This is a genomic window from Enterobacter sp. PI-10 (assembly GCF_027947695.1).
Lineage (GTDB): Bacteria > Pseudomonadota > Gammaproteobacteria > Enterobacterales > Enterobacteriaceae > Enterobacter > Enterobacter vonholyi.
In genome coordinates this window covers 294,384-320,743 of the sequence record NZ_JAJNOG010000003.1, presented here as the reverse complement: position 1 = coordinate 320,743, position 26,360 = coordinate 294,384, and the positions used below count along the sequence as shown (strand labels likewise).

Annotated in this window: 19 protein-coding genes; 7 read left to right on the top strand and 12 right to left on the bottom strand. The window is 58.7% G+C overall.

Going from position 1 to position 26,360, the window contains the following annotated elements:
• Nucleotides 1-75: 75 nt before the first annotated feature.
• On the bottom strand, nucleotides 76-2,922 hold the full coding sequence (rcsC, locus tag LRM19_RS09915) for a two-component system sensor histidine kinase RcsC (RefSeq protein ID WP_271368632.1): 2,847 nt from the start codon (nucleotides 2,920-2,922) through the stop codon (nucleotides 76-78).
• 135 nt (nucleotides 2,923-3,057) lie between these two features.
• Nucleotides 3,058-5,694 carry a DNA topoisomerase (ATP-hydrolyzing) subunit A gene (gene gyrA / locus LRM19_RS09910; protein WP_111965289.1) on the bottom strand — a complete coding sequence of 879 codons (2,637 nt, stop codon included), beginning with the start codon at nucleotides 5,692-5,694 and terminating at the stop codon, nucleotides 3,058-3,060.
• 146 nt (nucleotides 5,695-5,840) lie between these two features.
• Between gyrA and ubiG the strand changes: the two genes are divergently transcribed.
• The 4 genes from ubiG (at nucleotide 5,841) to yfaE (ending at nucleotide 10,636) form a co-directional block, all read left to right on the top strand.
• Nucleotides 5,841-6,569, top strand: a complete 729-nt coding sequence (gene ubiG, locus LRM19_RS09905) for a bifunctional 2-polyprenyl-6-hydroxyphenol methylase/3-demethylubiquinol 3-O-methyltransferase UbiG (RefSeq protein ID WP_021241539.1) — start codon at nucleotides 5,841-5,843, stop codon at nucleotides 6,567-6,569.
• A 347-nt stretch (nucleotides 6,570-6,916) separates the two neighbouring features.
• Nucleotides 6,917-9,202 (top strand): class 1a ribonucleoside-diphosphate reductase subunit alpha, encoded by a 2,286-nt coding sequence (gene nrdA, locus LRM19_RS09900; RefSeq protein WP_045908710.1) that lies wholly within the window; start codon nucleotides 6,917-6,919, stop codon nucleotides 9,200-9,202.
• 49 nt (nucleotides 9,203-9,251) lie between these two features.
• Entirely contained in the window at nucleotides 9,252-10,382 is a 1,131-nt protein-coding gene (gene nrdB / locus LRM19_RS09895) for a class Ia ribonucleoside-diphosphate reductase subunit beta (RefSeq protein WP_111965288.1), read from the top strand.
• Nucleotides 10,382-10,636 (top strand): class I ribonucleotide reductase maintenance protein YfaE, encoded by a 255-nt coding sequence (gene yfaE / locus LRM19_RS09890; protein ID WP_008500234.1) that lies wholly within the window; start codon nucleotides 10,382-10,384, stop codon nucleotides 10,634-10,636. The genes nrdB and yfaE overlap by 1 nt, the downstream gene beginning before the upstream one ends.
• 24 nt (nucleotides 10,637-10,660) lie before the next feature.
• On the opposite strand, the gene glpQ is transcribed toward yfaE, so the two are convergent.
• Nucleotides 10,661-11,713: a glycerophosphodiester phosphodiesterase gene (glpQ, locus tag LRM19_RS09885; protein WP_271368631.1), complete on the bottom strand. Its 1,053-nt coding sequence runs from the start codon at nucleotides 11,711-11,713 to the stop codon at nucleotides 10,661-10,663.
• 11 nt (nucleotides 11,714-11,724) lie between these two features.
• Entirely contained in the window at nucleotides 11,725-13,077 is a 1,353-nt protein-coding gene (glpT, locus tag LRM19_RS09880; protein ID WP_045354273.1) for a glycerol-3-phosphate transporter, read from the bottom strand.
• Nucleotides 13,078-13,328: 251 nt separating this feature from the next.
• Here glpT and glpA point away from each other — a divergent pair, with 251 nt between their 5' ends.
• Genes glpA through glpC form a run of 3 tightly spaced genes read left to right on the top strand, consistent with a single transcriptional unit; the run spans nucleotide 13,329 to nucleotide 17,351 of the window.
• A complete protein-coding gene (gene glpA / locus LRM19_RS09875) occupies nucleotides 13,329-14,957 on the top strand; it encodes an anaerobic glycerol-3-phosphate dehydrogenase subunit A (RefSeq protein ID WP_271368630.1) in 1,629 nt (542 codons plus the stop codon).
• On the top strand, nucleotides 14,947-16,164 hold the full coding sequence (gene glpB / locus LRM19_RS09870) for a glycerol-3-phosphate dehydrogenase subunit GlpB (protein WP_271368629.1): 1,218 nt from the start codon (nucleotides 14,947-14,949) through the stop codon (nucleotides 16,162-16,164). Before glpA ends, glpB begins: the two co-directional genes overlap by 11 nt.
• Nucleotides 16,161-17,351 (top strand): anaerobic glycerol-3-phosphate dehydrogenase subunit GlpC, encoded by a 1,191-nt coding sequence (glpC, locus tag LRM19_RS09865; protein WP_271368628.1) that lies wholly within the window; start codon nucleotides 16,161-16,163, stop codon nucleotides 17,349-17,351. Before glpB ends, glpC begins: the two co-directional genes overlap by 4 nt.
• 33 nt (nucleotides 17,352-17,384) lie before the next feature.
• Here glpC and LRM19_RS09860 read toward each other — a convergent pair whose 3' ends face one another.
• From LRM19_RS09860 to menF, 8 genes are all read right to left on the bottom strand, one after another.
• Entirely contained in the window at nucleotides 17,385-18,584 is a 1,200-nt protein-coding gene (locus LRM19_RS09860) for a nicotinamide mononucleotide deamidase-related protein YfaY (RefSeq protein ID WP_271368627.1), read from the bottom strand.
• Nucleotides 18,585-18,677: 93 nt separating this feature from the next.
• Nucleotides 18,678-19,217 carry a YfaZ family outer membrane protein gene (locus tag LRM19_RS09855; RefSeq protein ID WP_115875883.1) on the bottom strand — a complete coding sequence of 180 codons (540 nt, stop codon included), beginning with the start codon at nucleotides 19,215-19,217 and terminating at the stop codon, nucleotides 18,678-18,680.
• Nucleotides 19,218-19,341: 124 nt separating this feature from the next.
• Nucleotides 19,342-20,703: an o-succinylbenzoate--CoA ligase gene (gene menE, locus LRM19_RS09850; protein ID WP_271368626.1), complete on the bottom strand. Its 1,362-nt coding sequence runs from the start codon at nucleotides 20,701-20,703 to the stop codon at nucleotides 19,342-19,344.
• Nucleotides 20,700-21,665 carry an o-succinylbenzoate synthase gene (menC, locus tag LRM19_RS09845; protein ID WP_271368625.1) on the bottom strand — a complete coding sequence of 322 codons (966 nt, stop codon included), beginning with the start codon at nucleotides 21,663-21,665 and terminating at the stop codon, nucleotides 20,700-20,702. Before menC ends, menE begins: the two co-directional genes overlap by 4 nt.
• The gene (gene menB, locus LRM19_RS09840) at nucleotides 21,665-22,522 is read right to left on the bottom strand and encodes a 1,4-dihydroxy-2-naphthoyl-CoA synthase (RefSeq protein ID WP_045402731.1); all 858 of its coding nucleotides are present in this window, start codon (nucleotides 22,520-22,522) and stop codon (nucleotides 21,665-21,667) included. The genes menC and menB overlap by 1 nt, the downstream gene beginning before the upstream one ends.
• Entirely contained in the window at nucleotides 22,519-23,295 is a 777-nt protein-coding gene (gene menH / locus LRM19_RS09835) for a 2-succinyl-6-hydroxy-2,4-cyclohexadiene-1-carboxylate synthase (protein ID WP_271368624.1), read from the bottom strand. The genes menB and menH overlap by 4 nt, the downstream gene beginning before the upstream one ends.
• A complete protein-coding gene (gene menD, locus LRM19_RS09830) occupies nucleotides 23,292-24,962 on the bottom strand; it encodes a 2-succinyl-5-enolpyruvyl-6-hydroxy-3-cyclohexene-1-carboxylic-acid synthase (RefSeq protein ID WP_271368623.1) in 1,671 nt (556 codons plus the stop codon). Before menD ends, menH begins: the two co-directional genes overlap by 4 nt.
• An 88-nt stretch (nucleotides 24,963-25,050) precedes the next feature.
• Nucleotides 25,051-26,346, bottom strand: coding sequence for an isochorismate synthase MenF (gene menF / locus LRM19_RS09825; protein ID WP_271368622.1), 1,296 nt, complete (start codon nucleotides 26,344-26,346; stop codon nucleotides 25,051-25,053).
• Nucleotides 26,347-26,360: the final 14 nt, after the last annotated feature.

Below are 26,360 nucleotides of genomic sequence, written 5' to 3'. Positions count from 1 at the left end.
GCGGCCTGATGCCCTCACCCCATCCCTCTTCCCCGGGAGAGGGTAAAAAACATAAAAGGCCCTTGCGGGCCTTTTTTATATTCTGGTTTTTCTCACGCGCTCCGCGTAAATCGACAAGGTCTGCTTAAGCACGTCCAGCGTCACCGGTTTCGACAGACAGCTGTCCATGCCTGACTCCAGACAGCGCTGCTTCTCTTCCGCCAGCGCGTTCGCCGTTACGCCCACCACCGGCAACGTCAGGCCAAGCTGCCGGATGCGCTGCGTCAGACGGTAGCCGTCCATGTTAGGCATGTTGACGTCACTCAGCACGATATCAATATGATTCTTACTCAGCACGTTCAGCGCATCCACGCCGTCATTGGCGGTTTTGCACTGATAGCCCAGCGATCCAAGCTGGTCAGCCAGCAGGCGACGGTTAATTGGATGGTCATCCACCACCAGAATCATCATATCGTCATTCACCGACGCCAGAGACTCCGGTGACGGCAATCCGCCCGCGCCCTCGCTCTCTTCCAGTTCTACTTTGTAGATACGCGCCAGCAGGCTCAACAGCTCGTGCGGGGTTGCGACACTGTGTACCCATTCTCCTGGCGCACGCTCAACCGGGATACCGATGTGGCGACGGCAGAAGAGCACTGACCCTCTCCCCTGCCACGGCAGCTCCAGCATCTCGTCGGCGATCAGCACATCGTCCACGTCCGGCGTTTGACCTTCATAACGGCACACCCTCACGCCGCTGTGGGTAAGCAGCGCCGTCAGATAGTCATTCAGCGAGGCGTTATGCACCGCCAGCCAGCAGCGCTTGTCGCTCAGCCCGTCTACCATCGCTTTTGCCGGATATTGCGCCGAATAAAGCGGAATGCGGATGGTGAACTGGCTGCCCATGCCGGGCTCGGTATCCACAGAGATATCGCCGTCCATCATGCTGACGAGCTTCTCACAAATCGCCAGCCCCAGTCCGGTTCCCTGGAAGTTACGCTGCACGCCGGTCCCAACCTGGAAGAACGGGTCGAACAGACGAACCACCTCCTTCGCCGGAATGCCGACCCCCGTGTCGCGCACGCGAATGCTCAGGTAATCCCCCGCCCGGCAGACGTGCAACACAATACAGCCGGTATCGGTGAATTTGATGGCGTTGCTGAGCAGGTTGGAGATGACCTGCTGCAGGCGCATCGGATCGCCGTGCAGCGTCAGCGGCACGTCCGGTTCGATAAAGCAGTAGAGTCCCAGCTGTTTACGCACGACCAGCGGCAGATAGTTGGCGCTGATGTGGTTCATCACCTCGCGCGGTGAGAATTCCCGCGGCTCAATTTTCAGCTGCTCAGACTCAATTTTAGAGAAGTCGAGAATATCGCTAATGATTTTCAGCAGCAGGCTGGAGGAGTTGTTCATCGCCGTCACCAGTCTGTCGACTCCTTTCGGCAATTCCTTCGTCTGCAGCAGATCGAGGTTACCGATAATCCCGTACAGCGGCGTGCGCAGCTCGTGGCTTACGGTCGCAAGGAACATGGATTTCGACTGACTCGCCTGCTCTGCGGCCTGCGCCATCTCCTGTAACGACTCTTCCATTTTCACGCGGGCGGAAACATCCACCAGCACGCAAATCGCCACGTTTTCATTGCGATAGCGGGAGTGCACGAAGCTGATCTGCAGATTGGTGTGCGTACTGGTCAACACGTCGACGAAGTTAACCTGCTGGCCGCAGATAATTTGCGTCAGCCTCTGCCGGTCTTCGTGCGTCAGCATGTTCAGGTAGTTATGCGCCAGTTCATTACTCAGGATGTTGGTTCCGTCCTGGGTACGCAGAATACAGATCCCCACCGGCGCCGAGGCGACAATCTTGCGGTTAAACTGCTCGTGTTCCTCGAGCCGCTGGGCGTCGCTTTCTGCGGGAATAAAGATTTTCCGCTCATACATGCGCGCCAGCGTGAACAGCGCGCCCCCCGCCAGCAGGTTCAGCAGAATCGCATTCATGATAAGAATGCGTATCCGCTCAAGCACCATATCCACCGGCAGCGAATAGACGATACTCAGCGACGAAGGCGGCAGGCTCTTCTTCAGGACCAGCTCGCGGAAACCCGAGGTATAGCCAAACCACGACCGCTCCTGCATCCAGTGCGGTTCGACGTTTAGACGGTTATCGGGCCCGGCAAGGGAGATCAGCTGATGACCATTTTCATCCAGAATGGTCACCCCCATGGGCAGGCTGCCCGGGGTGAAGAAGTTCTCCATGCGAATGGTCTGCTCAATCCCCATCAGCGCCTGCAGGCGATTGCCCAGATAGACCGGCGTCAGGGCGTAAAAATACCCCACGCCCGGGCGCGGGCCCTGGCTCACCCAGAAGATGTTATTCCCGCGCTCGTCCTGTGGCGCATTGCGGTATTTCACAATACGTTCATGCAGGCTTTTCAGCGCATCATCACGCTCAACGGGCACATCGCGCAGGCCAAAGTCAGCCATGCAAAGATTCTCGCTGCCAATCAGGAAGACGCGGTTCAGGTCATAGGCGGCGGAGAAATTGTCGCGCCAGTAGCGCATAAACCAGGCAAGGGATTCCAGCGACCCGCGCCAGGTATTGCTCATGGTGGAGCAATCGGAATCCGGGAACAGCGGCTGGAAGTCCGGGACCTCGGTTTTGTCATCACGCCCGCGAAGCGCAAGGATGCCGTTTTCCGCCGTCAGACGATTTTCGGCAATATACTTCAGCTCCTTCATGACGTCAGACGTTCGCTGAATGTAGCGCTGGGCCTGGTCGGAGCTTAAGTTAAACTCCTGGCGGATCTCCGCTTCTTTCTGGTGCAGGGCGTTAACGATGTAAAACACCGAGAACAGGGCCACCAGCAGCCAAAGCAGGAGCGCCAGCGCCCGAAACAGATAGCGAGAGACTTTCAGCGTAGTACGAAAGGAGACGAGGTATTTCAAGGGGGCGAGGCTCCGCCGTCGGGGTCAAAAGAATGTGGTTAAGGTAGCGGTAAACGCGCCAGGTCGCAACGTTGACTTATCTGCTAATGCAAAAGAAAAGGGCCGGAATCCGGCCCTTTTTTGCATCAGAAGACATTACTCGTCAGCGTCATCCGCTACGTCATCGTCGGTGTCGGCTTCCGGCGCGATATCATCATCGCCTTCCGCAACGCTGCCGTCGATGGAGTCGAGCTCTTCGTCATCCACCGGCTCGGCAACGCGCTGCAGACCCACTACGTTTTCATCTTCCGCTGTACGGATGAGGATCACGCCCTGGGTGTTACGACCCACCACGCTGATCTCAGACACGCGGGTACGCACCAGCGTACCGGCATCGGTGATCATCATGATCTGATCCGCATCGTCCACCTGCACCGCGCCGACAACGGAACCGTTGCGCTCGGTCACCTTGATGGAGATAACGCCCTGCGTACCGCGAGACTTGGTTGGGTATTCCCCTTCCGCCGTACGTTTACCGTAACCATTCTGCGTCACGGTCAGGATAGCCCCTTCACCGCGCGGAATAATCAGAGAAACAACGCTGTCTTCGCCAGCCAGCTTGATACCACGAACTCCCGTCGCGGTACGGCCCATTGCACGGACGGCGTCTTCTTTGAAGCGCACCACTTTACCGGCCGCAGAGAACAGCATGACTTCATCAGATCCCGAGGTCAGATCCACGCCAATCAGCTCGTCGCCTTCGTTCAGGTTCACGGCGATAATACCGGCAGAACGCGGACGGCTGAATTCGGTCAGCGCGGTTTTCTTCACGGTACCGCTGGCGGTCGCCATAAAGACGTTCACGCCCTCTTCGTACTCGCGTACCGGCAGAATAGCGGTGATACGTTCGTTCGCTTCCAGCGGCAGCAGGTTAACGATTGGACGACCACGCGCGCCGCGGCTTGCTTCTGGCAGCTGATAGACTTTCATCCAGTACAGACGACCGCGGCTGGAGAAGCAGAGGATCGTGTCGTGGGTGTTCGCCACCAGCAGTCGGTCAATAAAGTCTTCTTCTTTAATACGTGCTGCAGATTTACCTTTACCGCCACGACGCTGTGCTTCGTAGTCCGTTAACGGCTGATACTTCACGTAGCCCTGGTGAGACAGGGTCACAACAACGTCTTCCTGGTTGATCAGGTCTTCGATGTTGATGTCCGCGCTGTTGGCGGTGATTTCGGTGCGGCGCTCGTCGCCGAACTGATCGCGGACCAGCTCCAGCTCTTCGCGGATCACTTCCATCAGGCGCTCTGCGCTGCCCAGAATGTGCAGCAGCTCAGCAATCTGTTCCAGCAGCTCTTTGTATTCGTCGAGCAGTTTTTCATGCTCAAGGCCGGTCAGTTTCTGCAGACGCAGATCCAGAATCGCCTGGGCCTGCTGTTCCGTCAGGTAGTACTGACCGTCACGCACGCCGAATTCAGGTTCCAGCCACTCAGGACGCGCCGCGTCATCGCCCGCACGTTCCAGCATCGCGGCGACGTTGCCCAGATCCCACGGACGGGAAATCAGCGCAGTTTTCGCTTCTGCCGGGGTTGGCGCACGACGGATCAGTTCGATGATCGGGTCGATGTTGGCCAGCGCAACCGCCAGCGCTTCAAGGATGTGCGCACGATCGCGCGCTTTGCGCAGTTCGAAGATGGTACGACGGGTCACCACTTCACGGCGGTGACGGACGAACGCGCTCAGGATCTCTTTCAGGTTCATGATCTTCGGCTGACCATGGTGCAGCGCAACCATGTTGATACCGAAGGAGACCTGAAGCTGAGTCTGGGAGTACAGGTTGTTCAGCACAACCTCACCCACCGCGTCGCGTTTGATCTCAATCACGATGCGCATACCGTCTTTGTCAGACTCATCACGCAGCGCGCTGATGCCTTCAACACGTTTTTCTTTTACCAGCTCGGCGATTTTTTCAATCAGACGCGCTTTGTTCACCTGATACGGGATCTCGTGAACAATAATGGTTTCACGGCCGGTTTTAGCGTCCGCTTCCACTTCGGCGCGGGCACGGATGTAAATCTTGCCGCGGCCGGTACGGTACGCTTCTTCAATACCGCGACGACCGTTGATGATCGCCGCCGTCGGGAAGTCCGGGCCCGGAATGTGTGTCATCAGCCCTTCAATGCTGATGTCTTCATCGTCGATATAGGCCAGACAGCCGTTGATCACTTCCGTGATGTTGTGCGGCGGAATGTTGGTTGCCATACCGACCGCGATACCGGAAGAACCGTTAACCAACAGGTTCGGGATCTTGGTTGGCATCACATCTGGGATGCGCTCGGTGCCGTCGTAGTTATCGACGAAATCAACGGTCTCTTTTTCCAGGTCGGCCATCAGCTCATGAGCGATTTTCGACATACGGATTTCCGTATAACGCATCGCCGCAGCGGAGTCGCCGTCGACTGAACCAAAGTTACCCTGACCATCTACCAGCATGTAGCGCAAGGAGAATGGCTGCGCCATACGAACGATGGTGTCATAAACGGCGGTATCACCATGCGGGTGATATTTACCGATGACGTCACCGACGACGCGGGCAGATTTTTTATAGGCTTTATTCCAGTCATTGCCCAATACGTTCATGGCGTATAGTACGCGACGGTGTACCGGCTTCAGGCCATCGCGGACGTCCGGCAGCGCACGGCCAACAATGACCGACATCGCATAGTCCAGATAGGAGCTCTTCAGCTCTTCCTCGATGTTAACCGGTGTAATTTCTCTCGCAAGGTCGCTCATCTAACCGCTATCCCTCTACTGTATCCCGGATTCAAAGGTCGCAAATTATAACACAGCCGAGGTGATTGAGGTAAACCTATACGCTTTATTCACGGGGATTGCCTGATATACTCCTTTGTCTTGCTAAATAAGGAGTAAAAGCGCCCATGAATGCCGAAAAATCCCCGGTGGCTCACAACGTTGACCACGAAGAGATTGCCAAATTTGAAGCGGTGGCGTCCCGCTGGTGGGATCTCGAAGGTGAGTTCAAACCGCTGCATCGCATTAATCCGCTGCGTCTGGGCTATATCGCGGAGCGTTCCGGCGGCCTGTTCGGTAAGAAAGTGCTCGACGTCGGCTGCGGCGGCGGCATCCTGGCGGAAAGCATGGCGCGCGAAGGGGCGAACGTCACGGGCCTGGATATGGGCTTTGAACCGCTGCAGGTTGCCCGTCTTCATGCGCTGGAGTCTGGCATACAGGTAGACTACGTGCAGGAAACCGTGGAAGAACACGCGGCAAAACACGCCCATCAGTACGATGTGGTGACCTGCATGGAGATGCTGGAGCACGTACCCGATCCGCAGTCGGTGGTACATGCCTGTGCAAAACTGGTGAAGCCGGGCGGCCAGGTCTTCTTCTCAACCATCAACCGTAACGGTAAAGCGTGGCTGATGGCCGTCGTTGGCGCGGAGTATGTACTGCGCATGGTGCCGAAAGGGACGCACGACGTGAAGAAATTCATCAAGCCTGCAGAGCTGTTAAGCTGGGTTGACCAGACGTGGCTCAAAGAGCAGCACATCACCGGCCTGCACTACAATCCGCTAACCAATAAATTCAAACTCGCACCGGGCGTTGATGTTAACTATATGTTGCACACAACCGCCAAAAACGACTAACGTCATTCGTTATTCTTATAAAGATTGCGCGACATCATGTTGCGCAATTCTGACCTCCCGTTGAAGAAATCAGCACTCGATCAAATTTTGAATTTTTTTTCTTAATTATTGACATGTCTTCCAGGCCTTACGGTACGAGGACTTAGCCTTTTTTACCCTTTCACAACCTCAATTTAACGCCAAAATCAACCCTTGTGCTGAAAAGATTCGATACTAGAATACTCACCATATAGCGTTTCTCTTATCGCAAACCCCCTACATGTAGTATTTATCCACAGAGTTAGTCACAAGACGGATCTGTGGATAAACGGGGGATATTTTTTATTTCACGGACAGGTAAAACCCACATGAATCAGAGTCTGCTGGTGACAAAGCGCGACGGTACTACCGAGCGTATCAATCTGGACAAAATCCATCGAGTTCTCGACTGGGCAGCAGAAGGACTGAACAACGTATCTATCTCCCAGGTTGAACTGCGCTCCCACATTCAGTTCTACGACGGCATCAAAACGTCTGATATCCACGAAACGATCATTAAAGCAGCGGCAGACCTCATCTCCCGCGAAGCACCGGATTATCAGTACCTGGCTGCACGTCTGGCGATTTTCCACCTGCGTAAAAAAGCCTACGGTCAGTTTGAGCCGCCGAAGCTTTACGATCACGTGGTGAAAATGGTTGAGCTGGGCAAATACGACACGCATCTGCTGGAAGACTATACGGAAGAAGAGTTCGAGCAGATGAACGGGTTTATCGATCACTGGCGCGACATGAACTTCTCCTACGCGGCGGTGAAGCAGCTCGAAGGCAAATACCTGGTTCAGAACCGTGTAACCGGCGAGATCTACGAAAGCGCCCAGTTCCTCTACATTCTGGTGGCTGCCTGCCTGTTCTCTAACTACCCGCGTGATACCCGTCTGGATTACGTGAAGCGTTTCTACGATGCGGTCTCCACGTTCAAGATTTCTCTGCCGACGCCGATCATGTCTGGCGTGCGTACCCCAACCCGTCAGTTCAGCTCCTGCGTACTGATCGAGTGTGGTGACAGCCTGGATTCAATCAACGCCACCTCCAGCGCCATCGTGAAATACGTCTCCCAGCGTGCCGGTATCGGCATCAACGCCGGTCGCATTCGTGCGCTGGGCAGCCCGATTCGCGGCGGTGAAGCGTTTCACACCGGCTGTATCCCGTTCTATAAACACTTCCAGACGGCCGTAAAATCCTGCTCTCAGGGCGGCGTGCGCGGCGGTGCTGCGACCCTGTTCTATCCGATGTGGCACCTGGAAGTGGAAAGCCTGCTGGTTCTGAAAAACAACCGTGGCGTGGAAGGCAACCGCGTGCGTCACATGGACTACGGCGTGCAGATCAACAAGCTGATGTACACCCGTCTGCTGAAAGGCGAAGACATCACCCTGTTCAGCCCGTCCGACGTCCCGGGCCTGTATGACGCGTTCTTTGCCGATCAGGACGAGTTCGAGCGTCTGTACACCAAATACGAAAAAGACGACAGCATCCGTAAGCAGCGCGTGAAGGCGGTAGACCTGTTCTCCCTGATGATGCAGGAACGTGCCTCTACCGGCCGTATCTACATCCAGAACGTTGACCACTGCAACACCCACAGCCCGTTCGATCCGGTGGTTGCGCCAGTGCGCCAGTCTAACCTGTGCCTGGAGATCGCCCTGCCGACCAAACCGCTGGAAGACGTGAACGACGAAAACGGCGAAATCGCGCTGTGTACGCTGTCCGCGTTCAACCTGGGCGCGATTAAGAGCCTGGACGAGCTGGAAGAGCTGGCCGTGCTGGCGGTTCGTGCGCTCGACGCCCTTCTGGACTACCAGGATTACCCAATCCCGGCCGCTAAACGCGGTGCGATGGGCCGCCGTACCCTGGGTATCGGCGTGATCAACTTCGCCTACTGGCTGGCGAAAAACGGCAAGCGTTACTCTGACGGCAGCGCCAACAACCTGACGCACCAGACGTTCGAAGCGATTCAGTACTACCTGATGAAAGCGTCCAACGAGCTGGCGAAAGAGCAAGGCGCGTGCCCGTGGTTCAACGAAACCACCTACGCGAAAGGCATTCTGCCAATCGACACCTACAAGAAAGACCTGGATGCGATTGTCAGCGAGCCGCTGCACCTCGACTGGGAAGGCCTGCGCGAGTCCATCAAGACTCACGGCCTGCGTAACTCCACGCTCTCTGCCCTGATGCCGTCTGAGACCTCTTCGCAGATCTCTAACGCCACCAACGGTATTGAGCCACCGCGCGGCCACGTCAGCATTAAAGCGTCGAAAGACGGCGTGCTGCGTCAGGTGGTACCGGATTACGAGACGCTGGGTGACAACTACGAGCTGCTCTGGGAAATGCCAAACAACGACGGCTACCTGCAGCTGGTGGGTATCATGCAGAAGTTTATCGACCAGTCGATCTCTGCCAATACAAACTATGACCCGACGCGCTTCCCGTCAGGCAAGGTCCCGATGCAGCAGCTGCTGAAAGACCTGCTCACCGCCTACAAATTTGGCGTGAAAACCCTGTACTATCACAACACCCGTGATGGTGCGGAAGACGCGCAGGACGACCTGGTACCGTCAATTCAGGACGATGGCTGCGAAAGCGGCGCATGTAAGATCTAATGAAGGGCGGGGATATCCCCGCCTTTATTTCGTAAGACAGGACACACTCATGGCATATACCACCTTTTCACAGACGAAAAACGACCAGCTCAAAGAGCCGATGTTCTTCGGCCAGCCGGTCAACGTGGCACGCTACGATCAGCAAAAATATGACATCTTCGAAAAGCTGATTGAAAAGCAACTCTCCTTCTTCTGGCGTCCGGAAGAAGTGGACGTATCCCGCGACCGTATTGACTACCAGTCGCTGCCGGATCACGAAAAACATATCTTCATCAGCAACCTGAAGTACCAGACGCTGCTGGACTCCATTCAGGGACGTAGCCCTAACGTGGCGCTGCTGCCGCTGATCTCGATTCCTGAGCTGGAGACCTGGGTGGAAACCTGGGCATTCTCCGAGACCATTCACTCCCGCTCTTACACGCACATTATCCGCAACATCGTGAACGATCCGGCGGTTGTGTTTGACGATATCGTCACCAACGAGCAGATCCAGAAGCGCGCGGAAGGCATTGCTCACTACTACGACGAGCTGATCGAGATGACCAGCTACTGGCACCTGCTGGGCGAAGGCACCCACCACGTGGATGGTAAAACCATCACCGTGAACCTGCGAGCGCTGAAAAAGCAGCTGTACCTGTGCCTGATGAGCGTCAACGCACTGGAAGCGATCCGCTTCTATGTCAGCTTCGCCTGCTCCTTCGCCTTTGCCGAGCGCAAGCTGATGGAAGGCAACGCCAAAATCATCCGTCTGATTGCCCGTGATGAAGCCCTGCACCTGACCGGCACCCAGCACATGCTGAACCTGCTGCGCAGCGGTACGGACGATCCGGAGATGGCGGAAATCGCTGAAGAGTGCAAGCAGGAGTGCTACGACCTGTTCGTGCTGGCCGCTCAGCAGGAGAAAGAGTGGGCAGACTACCTGTTCCGCGACGGCTCCATGATTGGCCTGAACAAAGACATCCTGTGCCAGTACGTTGAGTACATCACCAACATCCGCATGCAGGCTGTTGGTCTCGACCTTCCGTTCCAGACGCGCTCTAACCCGATTCCGTGGATCAACACCTGGCTGGTGTCCGATAACGTGCAGGTTGCGCCGCAGGAAGTGGAAGTCAGCTCTTATCTGGTCGGTCAGATTGATTCTGAAGTCAACACCGACGACCTGAGCAACTTCCAGCTCTGATGTCACGCGTCACGTTAAGTCTTTCCGGCACTGAGGTACTGTGTCGGGAGGAGCACCCTTCTCTGCTGGTGGCGCTTGAGGCGCATCAGGTAGAAGTAGAGTACCAGTGTCGTTCCGGCTACTGCGGCTCCTGCCGCTGCCGTCTGGTCGCCGGCCAGGTGGACTGGCTGACCGAGCCGCTGGCCTTTATCAACGAAGGGGAAATTTTGCCCTGCTGCTGCCGGGCAAAAGGCGATATAGAGATCGAGATGTAAAAAAGGGCCTTACGGCCCTTTTTTCTATTTTAAGAACGTCACCGCTTTATCCGGGAAATCCGTAAACAGTCCGTCCACGCCCGCCTGCTTATACAACACTTCATAAAGCTGATTCACGTCCGTGGCATATGGCGGCAGCTGGTCTGCACGCACGGTATATGGGTGCACCTGCATCCTGCTGGCGTGCGCCTCTTTCACCATCGCAGTCAGCTTCACGTGACCTGGCGTTGAGCCTTCCGCCACCAGCATGTGGTAATCCGGCCCGATGCCGTCGGCGTACTGCGCAATCTGCTTCATCGCGCCCGGCTTAAACATCCAGTCGTAATTGTAGTTCACCCACGTTCCGTCCGGCTGCTTCTCCTGGGTTTCATTCCAGTCGGTATAGGCAATCAGCTGCACCAGATTGAGGTTCATGCCCATCTTCGGCTCCAGCTCGGTTTTGATGCGCTTCAGCTCGGCGGCATCAAAACACTGCAGGTAGACCTTGTCCTTCTTGCTGGTGTAGCCGTACTGTTTCAGCACCTCCAGCGTCTTCGCGGCAATGTCCTTCCCTTCCTGATGGTGGAACCACGGCGCTTTGATTTCCGGATAGATGCCGATGTTTTTACCGGTTGAGTGGTTCAGCCCCTGAACAAACTCAATCTCTTCCTGGAAGGTATGGATCCGGAAGTCAGATTTGCCCATCGGGAAACGTCCCGGATAGACCTGTACCTTCTTGCCGTTTTCAATCTCGAAGCCTTCGGTAAACTTCAGGGAACGGATCTCCGCCAGCGTGAAGTCGATGGCATAGAAGCGGCCATCTTTGCGCGCGCGGTCCGGGAAACGATCCGCCACGTCCGTCACGCGGTCAAGATAGTGGTCATGCAGGACGACCAGCTGGTCGTCCTTCGTCATCACCAGATCCTGCTCCAGATAATCCGCGCCCTGGGCATAGGCCATCGCTTTCGCCGGGAGCGTATGCTCCGGCAGATAGCCGCTGGCGCCGCGGTGGGCAATAACAATTTTATCCGCCGCCAGCGCGGAGCCTGTCATCAGGCCCGCCAGCAGCAGGCCGGTTGCAAGTTGGGTAAATTTCACCGCTAAGCTCCTTATTGACGACGCGCCAGCACTTCCGCGTGGTGACGTTTCTCACCGATCATCACAACAATCAGCAGCAGTACCGCCAGCACGCTACCGCCGATCATCACCATAAAGCCGCCGTCCCAGCCGAAGAAGTCAACGGTGTAGCCCACGATGGCGCTCGCCGCGACCGAACCGCCCAGGTAGCCGAACAGGCCGGTAAAGCCCGCCGCCGTGCCCGCCGCTTTTTTCGGCGCCAACTCCAGGGCATGCAGACCGATCAGCATCACCGGACCGTAAATCAGGAAGCCGATGACGATCATGCAGGCCATATCTACTGATGGGTTGCCCGGCGGGTTGAGCCAGTACACCACGGTAGCAATGGTCACCAGGGTCATAAAGAACACGCCCGTCGCGCCGCGGTTACCTTTAAACACCTTGTCCGACATCCAGCCGCAAAGCAGCGTGCCCGGGATCCCAGCATATTCATACAGGAAATAGGCCCAGGAGGATTTATCCAGCGCGAAGTGCTTCACCTCTTTCAGGTAGGTTGGCGACCAGTCGAGGATGCCGTAGCGCAGCAGGTAAACGAACACGTTCGCGACCGCGATGTACCACAGCAGCTTGTTCGGCAGCACGTACTTCATGAAGATCTGTTTCGCGGTCAGCTCTTCTTCGTGCTCCTTGCTGTAATCATCCGGATAGTCGTTTTTGTACTCTTCAATCGGCGGCAGGCCGCAGGACTGCGGCGTGTCGCGCATCAGGGCGAAGGCAATAATCGCCACCAGAATGGCGCCAAAGGCAGGCATATAAAGCGCCGCATGCCAGTCGTTGAACCAGGCCATCCCCAGCAGGAACAGCAGAGGCGGAATACCGCCGCCCACGTTATGCGCGCAGTTCCACACCGACACGATGCCGCCGCGCTCTTTCTGGGACCACCAGTGCACCATGGTACGCCCGCACGGCGGCCACCCCATCCCCTGGAACCAGCCGCAGAGGAACAGCAGCACGAACATGATGGCAATGCTGGAGGTTGCCCACGGCACAAAGCCCATGAACAGCATGACCGCGGCCGCCAGGATCAGACCGGCGGGCAGGAACACGCGCGGATTCGAGCGATCCGACACGGAACCCATGATGAATTTGGAAAAACCGTAGGCGATAGAGATCCCCGACAGCGCGAACCCCAGATCGCCGCGGGAAAAGCCCTGCTCCACCAGATACGGCATGGCGAGCGCGAAGTTTTTACGTACAAGGTAGTACGCCGCGTACCCGAAGAAGATCCCCAGGAAGATTTGCCAACGCAGACGGCGATAGAGCGGATCTATTTCTGCCTCTGGCAGACGCGCCCTGTGCGGCGCAGGTTTGAAGATACTGAGCATAACAGCCTCCGTGGCCTTGAAATGAATGAGCAGGTGGCTCGCACCTGAATTCCAGAGGCGGGGATGTTAAGAAATCACGGTGATTGTTACTGTGAATCAACGCACAGATTGTTACAGAAATATGACAGAATGCGCAAAAAAGCGCATGAAATCACGTTTCACTTTCGAATTCCGCGCGTTTATGTTCGAAATCAAACAAACCACAAAATTAATATGGCTAAATGATAAAAAACGAACATAGAGGGTAAACAATGACCAGTCACGATCCTCGTTATAGTGATGTGATAATCATTGGTGGTGGCGCGACCGGCGCCGGGATCGCGCGCGATTGCGCCCTTCGCGGCTTAAGCGTCACGCTTCTGGAACGCCATGATATCGCCACGGGCGCAACCGGGCGTAACCACGGCCTGCTGCACAGCGGCGCCCGGTATGCGGTCACCGACGCTGAATCCGCGCGCGAATGTATTGCTGAAAACCAGATCCTTAAGCGTATCGCCCGTCACTGCATTGAGCCGACTGACGGCCTGTTTATCACTCTTCCCGAAGATGACCTCACCTTTCAGGACACCTTTATTACCGCCTGCTGTGCAGCGGGCATTAAGGCTGAGGCCATGGATCCGGCTCTGGCGCGGCGGCTGGAACCGTCGGTTAACCCGGCGCTTATCGGCGCGGTTAAAGTGCCTGACGGCACCGTTGACCCCTTCCGCCTGACTGCCGCCAACATGCTGGACGCCCGCGAACATGGCGCTCACATTCTGACCGGACACGAAGTGACCGGGCTTATCCGCGAGGGAAACCGCATCTGCGGCGTACGGATCGTTGATACGCAATATAACGAACACAGCGAGCTGTATGCCGCCGTGGTGGTTAACGCGGCGGGGATATGGGGGCAGCGCATCGCGGAATACGCGGACCTGTCGGTGCGCATGTTCCCGGCGAAAGGCTCGCTGCTGATCCTCGACCACCGCATCAATAACCACGTCATTAACCGCTGCCGCAAACCGTCAGATGCCGATATTCTGGTACCAGGCGACACCATCTCATTAATCGGTACGACCTCAACCCACGTGGACTATAGCGAGATTGACTACAACCGCGTGACCGCTAAAGAGGTCGACATCCTGCTGCGCGAAGGGGAAAAACTGGCCCCGGTGATGGCGCAGACGCGTATTCTGCGCGCCTACGCAGGCGTGCGTCCGCTGGTCGCCAGCGATAACGATCCGAGCGGGCGTAACGTCAGCCGGGGCATTGTGCTGCTCGATCACGCCGGGCGTGACGGCCTGGACGGGTTTATCACCATCACCGGCGGCAAGCTGATGACCTACCGCCTGATGGCCGAGTGGGCGACCGATGCCGTCTGCCGCAAGCTGGGCAATACCGAACGGTGCGTGACGGCAGAACAACCCCTGCCCGGCTCGCGTCAGTCCACCGAAAAAACGCTGCAAAAAATCATCTCCCTGCCCGCGCCGCTGCGCGGATCCGCTATTTACCGCCACGGCGACAGAACGCCGCAGTGGCTCGGTGAAGGGCGCCTGAGCCGCAGCCTGGTGTGCGAGTGCGAAGCCGTCACCGCCGGTGAGGTGCAGTACGCGGTGGAAAATCTGACGGTTAACAGCCTGCTCGATCTTCGCCGCCGCACCCGCGTCGGAATGGGTACCTGTCAGGGCGAGCTGTGCGCCTGTCGTGCCGCCGGACTGCTGCAGCGCTTTCATACCACCACCGCTACCCAGTCGCTCGATCAGCTCAGCGCGTTTTTAAACGAGCGCTGGAAAGGCATCCAGCCTGTCGCCTGGGGCGATGCCCTGCGCGAAAGCGAATTTACCCGCTGGGTCTACCAGGGGCTTTGCGGTCTTGAGAAGGAGCAACGCGATGAAATTTGATACCGTAATCGTCGGCGGCGGGCTGGCAGGCCTGCTCTGCGGCATCAGGCTCACGAAGCAGGGGCTTCGCTGCGCCATTATCACACGGGGCCAGAGCGCCCTGCACTTCTCGTCGGGCTCGCTGGATCTGGTGGACGAAACGTACCGCGATAAGCTGCCGCCGGAGCACCCCTATCACCTGATTGGCGCGCACAACGTTGACCGCTTTGCGCTGGAAACGGAAGCGCTGCTGGCGGACTGCGGCGCGCGTCTGAAGGGGAGCGCCCGGCTCAATCACCAGCGCGTCACGCCGCTCGGTACCTTACGCTCTGCCTGGCTCAGCCCGGAGGAGGTGCCCGTTGCCCCCTTCAATGCCGCGCGCGTTCGGGTCGTGGGTATTAGCGGTTTTCTGGATTTTCAGCCCCATCTCGCGGCGGCGTCGCTTTGCCGCCAGGGCGTTAACGCGGAAACGGCAGAGATAGAGCTACCTGAGCTTGATGTCCTGCGCGATAACCCGAGCGAGTTTCGCGCGGTGAATATCGCCCGATTTCTGGATAACGAGGACAAATGGCCGCTGCTGTATGACGCGCTCAGGCCCCTCAGCGACAGCTGTGACGCCCTGCTGATGCCCGCCTGCTTTGGCTTACGCGACAACCGGCTCTGGCGCTGGCTATCGGATCGTCTGCCCTGCTCGCTCGGCCTGCTGCCAACGCTGCCTCCGTCCGTACCCGGCATTCGTCTGCATACCCAGCTCCAGCGCCAGTTTGTCGCGCAGGGCGGCGTGTGGATGGCGGGTGATGAGGTGAAAAAAATCACCCTGACCGACGGCGCGGTGAGCGAAATCTGGACGCGCAACCACGACGATATTCCGCTTCGTGCGCGCTATACGGTGCTGGCAAGCGGCAGCTTCTTCAGCAACGGGCTGCTGAGCAGCCGGGAGGGTATCCGGGAAGCTATTATGGGACTGGATGTTCGCCAGCATGCCTCCCGCGCGGACTGGTATCAAAGTGATTTCTTCTCGCCGCAGCCCTGGCAGCAGTTCGGCGTGATTGTCGATAACCGGTTACACCCGCAGCTTGCCGGTAGACCTGTCAGTAATCTCTTTGCCATCGGCTCGCTGCTGGGCGGGTACGATCCTATTGCTCAGGGATGCGGTGGCGGCGTCTGCGCAGTCACGGCGCTGTATGTGGCAGAGCAGATTAGCCAGCGCACGGAGGCTGAACAATGAACGATACCCGTTTTGAAAGCTGCATCAAATGCACGGTGTGTACCACCGTCTGCCCGGTCAGCGGCGTGAACCCACGCTATCCCGGACCAAAGCAGGCCGGACCGGACGGCGAGCGTCTGCGCCTGAAGGACGGCAAGCTGTATGATGAAGCGCTGAAATACTGCATCAACTGCAAACGCTGCGAAGTCGCCTGCCCGTCGGATGTGAAAATCGGCGATATTATCCAGCGCGCCCGGGCGCGCTACAGCGCGCAAAAGCCGTCGCTGCGGGACGCGATTCTGAGCCATACCGATCTGATGGGCAGCGTCTCTACGCCGTTTGCCCCGCTGGTGAATGCCGCGACCTCTCTCAAACCGGTGCGCCAGCTGCTGGATGCCACGCTGAAGATAGACCATCACCGCAGCCTGCCGAAATATTCTCACGGAACCTTCCGCCGCTGGTATAAATCCGTCGCGGCGAAACAGGCTCAGTACGCCGAGCAGGTGGCCTTTTTCCACGGCTGCTACGTGAACTACAACCACCCGCAGTTGGGTAAAGATCTGCTGAAGGTGCTGAACGCCATGGGAACGGGCGTTCAGCTACTGAATAAAGAGAAGTGCTGCGGCGTACCGCTGATTGCCAACGGGTTCACCGATAAAGCGCGCAGGCAGGCTCAGAGCAATGTCACCTCCCTGCGCGAAGCGATTGTCGATAAAGGTATTCCGGTGCTGGCGACCTCTTCCACCTGTACCTTTACCCTGCGCGATGAGTACCCGCATCTGCTGGACGTGGACAACACCGGCCTGCGCGAGCACATCGAGCTGGCGACACGTTTCCTGTGGCGCAAGCTGGACAGCGGGCAGACGTTGCCGCTGAGGGAATTACCCCTGAAGGTGGTGTATCACACACCTTGTCATATGGAGAAGATGGGCTGGTCGCTCTATACGCTGGAGCTGCTGCGGTTAATCCCGGGGCTGGAGCTGACGGTGCTGGACTCGCGCTGCTGCGGGATTGCGGGAACCTACGGCTTTAAGCGTGAAAACTACGAAACGTCGCAGGCGATTGGCGCCCCGCTGTTTCGTCAGATTGAGGAGAGCGGCGCGGATATTGTGGTGACGGACTGCGAAACCTGCAAATGGCAGATTGAGATGTCCACCAGCAAGCGCTGCGAACATCCGATTACGCTGCTGGCAAAGGCGCTCGGCTGAACATGGCCGGGGCGAAAGGCCCCGGCACAGGCGTTACTCCACGAACAGCGACTCAACCACGTTAATCCAGCCGTGCTCGCTGGCCACCTCTTTGCCATTCAGCCATCGGCGCAGCATGTTCAGCGCCATCATGGCGCACACCTCCTGACGCACCGCCAGGCTGTGGCGGGTAATGCTCATTTTTACCCGCAGGGCGTGGGTACCCTCGGGCGTCGCCAGCGCGAAGTTGAGGTGTTCTTCATCCAGCCCGCCGACGAACAGCGCCAGACCGGCAAAATGCTTCACCCTTCTCTCGGACGCCCAGCGGGCGGTCTGCGCCAGAGTCTCCTGCTGGAACGGCACCACTTCGCTGGCCAGCAGCGGCGCGTTGACGCGCGACAGCTGAAGTGCCAGCAGGCCACCGGTGAACTGCTCGCTTAAGGTCACGCTGAGCTGACGCGCCTGCAGCTGCTTCGCAATCAGCGCGGGCAACCCTTCCGTACCTTCAAAGATCAGGCTTTCGCCCGCCACGCGCTGCACCTCGGGCCACAACGCCAGCATCGCCTCTTTCTGCTCGGCCGGACCTGTCAGCTTAAGTTCAATGATCGGCATGGAGGAGCGATAGCCCATAGACACGCCCGGCGGCAGCGGAAGGTGATCGAGGCTTTGGGCCAGATCGCTTTCCGAGCGGCCAAAGGTGGTCAGACGCAGACACAGCGGCGGTTCCGGCAGGGTAAAACGATCGCGAAGGCGCGGCAGGATCTGCTGCTCGACCATCACTTTAAATTCTGAGGGCACGCCCGGCGTGAAGAACATCAGGCAGCGGTTCAGCTGCATGGCAAATCCGCACGCGGTACCCACCGGGTTATCAACCAGCTCGGCGCTGGCGGGAATTTCAGCCTGTTTGCGATTGCTGGGGGCCATGACGCGGCCACGTTCGGAGAAAAAGCGCTCCATCTGCGAAAGCCACGCCTCGTGCAGCACAAGCCCTTCGCCTTTTGCGGTCGCGGCGGCCAGCGCGCTGAGATCGTCACTGGTAGGGCCGAGCCCACCGTTCACAATCAGCACGTCACAGTGCTCACTGCGTTCACGCAGAATAGAGACCAGTGACTCAAGATTGTCGCCCACCGTATTGCGGCGCGTTAACGGTAATCCTTGCTCAAAGAAAAGATCGGCAAGCCAGGCTGCATTGGTATCAATAATTTGTCCATGCAGCACTTCGTCGCCGGTGGATAACATCTCCACGTTAATCATTATGTTCTCCCGCTTATTTGGTCAAAACACTATAACGCAAACGCGGGGTGGATAAGAGAGAAACTGGCGCGACAGAATGCCGCGCCGGAGTGATTAAAAGCCTGCGCTGACGCCCACGTACGGGCCGTCGGCCAGCGCGTTGTCGCGGTTGCCGTCTTTACCGGCCAGGTTCAGATAACGATAGCCCGCTTCGATGGTAATCGGACGCATGATGGTCCAGCGCGCGCCGGCGTTAGCCTCTTCATAGCTTTCGATACCGCTTGAGAGGGAGTCCGGCGAATAGTAGTACTCACCAAACAGGCCGAAGCTGTCGCCAATTTTCCACTGCAGGCCGCCGCCCACTGCCGCCGCGTACCCTTCGTCACCGTCATTTGGGTTGGTATAGATACCTTTACCGCCGACGGTCGCCAGGAACGGGCCAAGAGGAACGTTGAGACCCAGGCCGAGGCTGGCCGCGTCGCCGTCATCATCGTTATGCGTCCAGCCGCCGGTCATCGCCAGACCGGATGTCTCGGTACCCATGCCAAAGCCCAGGTGGGTATAATCCTGACCCGCCGAGCCGTTAATGCTAATGGCGTTAGCCGCCGCAGATACAACCATCAGGCCGAAGCCCAGTAATGCCGCTTTTTTCATTGTCGTGATCCCGCACAATTATTATAAAGGAGTCCCAAAACCGCGAGATTTTAACCGGAGTATCCCGGGGATCAAGCACTCTGCGTGCGGCAGAACGGTAGATTGTAACTATTTGAAACGGCTATTATCCCTTCAGCGATGCGTTCACCCACTGCTGCAACGCGCGGCGCGAGACTTTGATACCGCCATTTTTGAGTTCGGTCGGCAACAGCAGCCAGCGGACGGGTTGCTCAAAACGCGCCACCTTATCCCGCACCCAGTCAGGTAAACAGGTGATATCCGTTCCCGGCTCGCACTCCACTACCGCCACCGGACGCTGCCCAAACTCGGCGTCGTCCAGCGGAACGATAAACACCTGGTTAACCTGCGGGTGCGTGGCGATAACGCGCTCAAGGCTTTCCGGCTGAATCCCTTCTCCGCCGCTAAAAAAGAGGTTGTCCATGCGGCCGAGGATCGTCAGGCGGCCGTCATGCCATTCGCCGCGATCGCGTGTAGCGAACCAACCCTGCGCGTTGGTCAGCGGAATCAGTTCGCCATCCCGCCAGTAGCCTGAGGCCATGCTTTGCGCCCTGATCCAGACTTCCCCGTTGACCACCTGAACCTCTCTGCCCGGCAGCGCATAGCCCACGTCCGGCTCGCCGTCCGCCTCTTTCGCGCAGACGGTAGAGGCAAACTCGGTCAGGCCGTAGCCGCAGAAGGTGCGTATATCCTGTTCTCGCGCCTGTTCGGTCAATTCAACAGGGATGGCCGCCCCGCCCAGCAGCACCGCTTTCAGTGCAACATGCTGGTGTGCATTAAGCAGACGCCAGAGCTGGGTTGGCACCAGCGAGGCGTGGGTACAGCCGCACAGCGCCTCCGCCAGCGGCTGTTTCTCGCGCACGGTTAACCGCGCGCCGGCCTGCAGCCAGCGCCATAAAATCCCCTGGCCGGAAACGTGAAACAGCGGCAGCGAAAGCAGCCAGTCGTCGTCTTCACCGTAGGGCATCAGCGACAAAACGCCGCGCGCGCTGGCAAGATGGGCCTCGCAGGTATGGACCGCCACTTTCGGCAGCCCGGTGGAGCCGGAGGTCAGCGTCATGGACGCCAGCCGCGCCGGTTGCCACGCAGCGCAATACGCATCGGCGGTCTCGCGCATGCTCAGGGCAGGAAGAACGTCGTAGCTGCCGTCCAGTACCAGCGCAAAGCGCAGCGTCATCTGCGGGAGCAGCACGCCCAGCAGCGGGCGCGGCAGCTGCGGATTCACGGGAAGAATACGCGCCCCGCACTGGAGCAGCGCCAGCCACGCCAGCAGGGTTTGCGGGTGGTTATAGGCCAGCAGCAGCACGCCGTCGCCCTCCTCCACGCCCTGCTGGTGAAACCCCGCCGCAAGGCTGTCGACGCGCGCGCACAGCTGTTGCCAGGTAAACGTCTCGTCGTTCAGCCTCAGGGCAGGCTTATCGGCAGACAGCGCACACCAGTGCCGCCACGGCCAGTCGGTAAAACTCATTGCAGCGGCTCCAGCGCCGTAAGGTCGAGGCACGGCAGCGCGCTGTCCGGCCACGGGCGGAGAAGCTGAGCCTGCATCAGGTTCAGCGTGTCGAGACCAGGGACCGTATCAGGCGTTAACCAGGCGGCAATGCGCGCCAGCTGGGTTAGCCCAAGGCTGGACTCAATCGACGAGCTGATGACCGCCGTCAGCCCTAAGGCGTGCGCCGCCGCGACCTGCTCGCGCACTTTCGCCAGGCTGCCGGTCAGCGTCGGTTTAATCACCACCGCGCTGACGCCGGGTTCGGCGACAAATTCAAAATCGGCCTCGCGCAGGCTTTCATCCCAGGCGATGGCAATCCCCGTTTCGCGGGCAAACGCGCGCGAATCATCGCGCGTCTTGCACGGTTCTTCGAGGAAGGCAATGCGGCTGCGGTACGCCGGATTGACGTACTTTGCAAACTGCTGCGCCTTAAGCGGCGTCCAGGCGCGGTTGGCGTCCAGACGCAGATGAAGGTCGGGGATCGCCTCCAGCAGCAGGTTGGCGACCATGCCGTCGCGCACCGCTTCATAAAGCCCGACTTTGATTTTCGCGACCTTCTCGCCCGGCATGGCGGAGAGCTGCGCGAACAGCTCGTCCGGATCGCCCGTACAGAGCGGCGCCGCGCGGTAATTCCCCGCTTCCGGCAGGCTGCCTTCCAGCTCGGCCAGCGCGCAGCTGATGCCAAAGGCCGCGGAAGGGACGTCCGGCAGCGCCGGATCCGCCCCCTCGCGCCACGCGTCCGCCCACGCCAGCAAGGCCGCCCGCGCGTCATCCAGCGACTCAAGGCTAAAGCCCGGCAGAGGCGAAATCTCGCCCCAGCCTTCCCGCTCGCCCTGCTGCAGATGCACGAAGAAGCCGTCACGGGTTTTTAACCGCCGTTCACGCAGCACCACCCCCGCGTCCATCGGTATCTGCCAGCGGTAAACCTGCGCGCGACGCATTACGGGTTCCGTTTGTATTTGCTGAAGTCCGGCTGGCGTTTTTCGTTAAACGCGTTGCGCCCTTCCTGACCCTCTTCGGTCATGTAGAACAGCATGGTGGCGTTGCCCGCCAGCTCCTGCAGACCCGCCTGACCGTCACAGTCGGCATTGAGCGCGGCCTTCAGGCAGCGCAGCGCCATCGGGCTGTTTTGCAGCATTTCACGGCACCAGCGCACGGTCTCTTTTTCGAGATCGGCAAGCGGCACCACGGTGTTCACCAGGCCCATATCCAGCGCTTCCTGCGCGTTGTACTGACGGCACAGGAACCAGATTTCGCGGGCCTTTTTCTGACCGACGATGCGCGCCATGTAGGAGGCACCCCAGCCGCCGTCGAAGGATCCCACTTTCGGGCCCGTCTGGCCGAAGATGGCGTTCTCGGCGGCAATAGTCAGGTCACACATCATGTGCAGCACGTGGCCGCCGCCGATGGAGTAGCCCGCCACCATCGCCACCACCGGTTTTGGACAGGTGCGGATCTGACGCTGGAAATCGAGGACGTTCAGGTGGTGCGTACCCGCGTCGTCCTGGTATCCGCCGTAGTCACCGCGCACTTTCTGATCGCCGCCGGAGCAGAACGCTTTATCGCCTTCGCCGGTCAGGACAATCACGCCGATGTTATCGTCGTAGCGCGCATCCGCCAGGGCCTGAATCATCTCTTTCACGGTCAGCGGACGGAAGGCATTACGCACCTGCGGACGGTTAATGGTGATTTTAGCAATGCCGTCGGTGGATTTGTGGTAACGAATGTCGGTGTAGCCTTCGGAGCAGTCTTGCCATTCAACCGGTGCATAGAGCATGTTTTCATCAGGGTAGATCATAGAGTGTCCTTTATGCGAAGACGCAGTATCTGAGCCAGACTCGCGGTAACCGCATCGGGATTTTCCCGGTGGGCGTTGTGTCCGGCGTTGGGAATTGCATGGAGAACAGCGTTCAGCTCGGCGGCCAGGGCCGCAAACTTCTCATCACGTTCGCCAAAGAGATAATCAAAAGTGAAATCGCGTGCGCTAAGCGCGACACGCAAATCGGGCTGCACGGCCAGCGACGTCGCCTCGAGCATCATCGCCAGCGTCGCGCCGCTGTTCTGGCTGCGCAGGGTAATCAGCGCATCGCGCTGGGCGTCCGTAAGGGAGGCGAAAACGGGCTGTTGGTACCAGTCAGCGAACGCTTTCTCCAGCGGTTCGGTACGAAAACGCGTTGCCCAGCGGCGGTCGGATGCCAGCCGCGCATTTCGCGCATCGTCATCCTGCAGGCCCGGATGCCCTCCCTCCACCACCACGCCCTGCAGCCCCTTCGGCTGCTGGCAGGCATGGAACATTGCAATGCGGCCGCCGAGGGAGTACCCGACAAGCCAGAATTTAAGTATGTTGTAACTAAGCAGGGTTCGGGTGAGCAACGCGCTCATCTCGTCAAACCCCTTCACACCCAGATTCCGGGATCCACCGTGCCCCGGCAGATCCAGATATAGCCTGGGATAATCGCTAAGTCCTTCACCGACCCTCTGCCACTCGCGACAGTCACCCGAAAAACCGTGCAAAAAGACCAGCCAGGGATAGCCTGGTTTTCCGGCCTGCAGCACGCCCGAAAGGATCACAGCTGGCTCACCTGCGCCAGCAGGCTTTGCAGGGCCTGCGCACCGTCAGCATCGTTCACCACAAGCTCAATCAGCGTCGCGCCCGGCTGTTTCCATGCGCTGTTTAACGCCGCGTCCAGCTGTTCCCAGCTTTCCGGGCGATGGTATTTCAGGCTAAACATCGCCGCGGCGTGTTCGAACTGCACGTTCTGCGGCATCAGATAGAAACGCTCGCGCTCGCTCTGCGGCGTAGGCAGCAGGGAGAAAATCTGCCCACCGTTGTTGTTGACCACAATCAGCACAAACGGGGCTGACGCCTGACGCAGCAGCGCCAGCGCGTTGAGATCGTAGAGCGCGGAGAGATCGCCCACGATCGCCAGCGTCGATTTCGCGCTGGCGCGCTGCACGCCCGCCGCCGTGGAGATCAGCCCGTCGATGCCGCTGGCGCCACGGTTGCTGTACACCGGGTAGCCCGCGGGCAGCTGCGAAAAGGCGTCAATCAGCCGCACGACCAGGCTGTTGCCGACAAACAGCTGCCCCTGCTCGGGCAGGTACTGGCGAATACGGTGCGCCAGCCCGGCTTCGCTAAACGCTTCACAGTGCGCTTTGGTTAGTTCCCACGCCTGGCGCGAAAGGTCCGGAATGGCCACCGCCCAGGGCTTGAGTTTTTCAGCGGGATGGAGCGCCAGCCAGGCGTCGATAGAGCTGACGAGACGACGACCGCGGTGGTGCGCCGGGTCAAGCCGCCCTTCCAGCGCGTCCACCAGCCAGTACTCGTCCGGTGTGCAGGTCGCCTGCCACTGCAGTAACCGTTTGCCGGTCAAGCTCGATCCAAGCTGGACCACAATCTGCGCCTGCGCCAGTTCGGTGACCGCTTTGGCATTACCCAACCAGAGATCGGTGCACGGCAGCGGCTGACCGGTCTGGGAAAGCACGTCGCCTATCAGCGGCCAGCCCAGGGTTTGCGCCCATTCGGCAACCAGCTTGCCTTCAGACGCGCTCATGCGCCCGGCGATAACCACGCCGCGCTTCTGCCGCCAGAAGAACCAGTCGTGCTGTTTCGCGCTCTCAAGGTGCGTCTGCTCGCGCAGCCACGGTTTTTCACTCTCCCACCAGTCGCCGAGGCTCTGCTGCCAGTCAAGACCCGTGTCGTCCACCTCACCGTACAGCGGCTCGGCAAACGGGCAGTTGATATGCAACGCTCCGCTACGCAACGTCTCCATGGCGTGATCGACGGTGGAGACCAGCCAGCTTGCCGGAATATCCTGGGTGGGACGGGGCAGCGAAATCGTCTGCGAAGGATGCGAAGAAAAGAGTCCCGGCTGGCGAATGGCCTGATTGGCGCCGCAGTCGATAAGCTCAGGAGGACGATCGGCCGTCAGCAGAATCAGTTTTTCACCGGTTAACCCGGCTTCAATCAGCGCCGGATAGAGGTTCGCCACGGCGGTACCGGAAGTGACAATCACCGCCACGGGTTCTTTGCTGACCTTCGCCAGACCCAGCGCAAGATGCCCGAGGCCACGCTCATCAAAGTGGGTGTGGTGAATTAACGCCCGGTTTTCGGCGGCCGCCAGCGTCAGCGGCGTTGAGCGAGAACCCGGTGCAATACACACGTGCCTGACGCCATGGCGCGTCAGGGCTTCAAGGATCACCGCCGCCCAGCGTCGGTTAAAAGAACTTACTGACATGAGATTGTCCGGTATCAAGAATGCGACACAGTATAAATAATAGAAAAAATTGGAATTTTGATATGAATCGGGATTGCGCGAATCTGTATTAATCCCTTAGGAGCAGAGAGCGCAATCCGGCGGCTTTGTTTTCAATCTCCTGCCACTCCTGCTCCGGGTCAGACCCGCTGACGATACCGGCGCCGGCGTAGAGCCGCAGGTAGTCCTCCTGAACGCGCGCGGAGCGCAGCGCCACGCAGAACTCACTCTGCTCGGGGGATAAATACCCGGCCGAACCGGCGTACCATTCGCGGTTAAAGGGTTCAACCTTCTGAATAAACTCGCGCGCAGGCTGTCGGGGTAATCCGGCAACGGCCGCGGTCGGCTGCAACATGAGCAGACACTGCTCGTCATCAGCCTGTTTAAGCTCGGTCCAGATACAGCGGCGCAAATGCTGCACTTTACGCAGGCGTACCACCTGGGGGGGCAGTACCTCGAGCGTCTGCGTGGAGTGCTGAAGACGCTGACAGATATCCTCCACAACCAGCATATTTTCACGCTGGTTTTTATCATCGTTCAGCAGCCACTCGCCGAGACGCTGCGCCTGGCTATCATCGCTATGGCTGGCGACGGTGCCCGCCAGCGCTTCCGTACGCAGCAGCGTGCCGCGCCGCCGCCACAGACGCTCGGGGGTCGAGCCGAGAAACGCGTTGCTGGCGTCGAAAATCATGCAGAAATGGTAGCAATGTAAATTGAGGGCCCGGCTGGCTGCCATCAGCGCGACGGGGTTTACGCGCTGTGTAAAACGAATATCGGTTGCCCGGGCGAGAACCACTTTTTCAAATTCACCGCACGCAATGGTCTCTGTCGCCCTGCGGATAAGCGTCAGCCATTCGGCCTGCTGCGGCAGATGGGTTTCGTGCTCTACCTGAACGGACAGCGGGCGGATAGGCCTTGCAGGACGGAGCTGCTGTAAAAAATCCAGCGCGGCGCGGGCATCTTCCTGAAGAGAATAATTGCTCCACAGCTGCAGGCGCAGCGTGGCGTTGCCGGCGGTACGTCGCCAGAGCAGCCGCGGTAAAAAGAGGCTCCCCTGCTCCGGATTAAAAGCGTTCAGGCCGCAGATACGGGTATCTTGTGCCGCGTTTTGCTCGCGCAAAAACTGCGTGGCTAACGCCAGAGAGGAAAATTGGGTAACCGCCCCCAGCGCAGCCAGCTCTTCATCGCCGTTACGCTGTTGCCAGTAAAACTGCGGATAGCACTGCTGAGCCCCAAGCCAGGCGAGAGGGTCGAAGGCGTCGTTTAACGGGAAAGAGACGTCGAAATGACGTAAGCCGGGTGTTGCGGGTAACGCTTGCGAAAGCTGGGTACGCAATTGCTCCAGCGCGAGGAAAATCGAATTCACGCGAACCTCTCCCT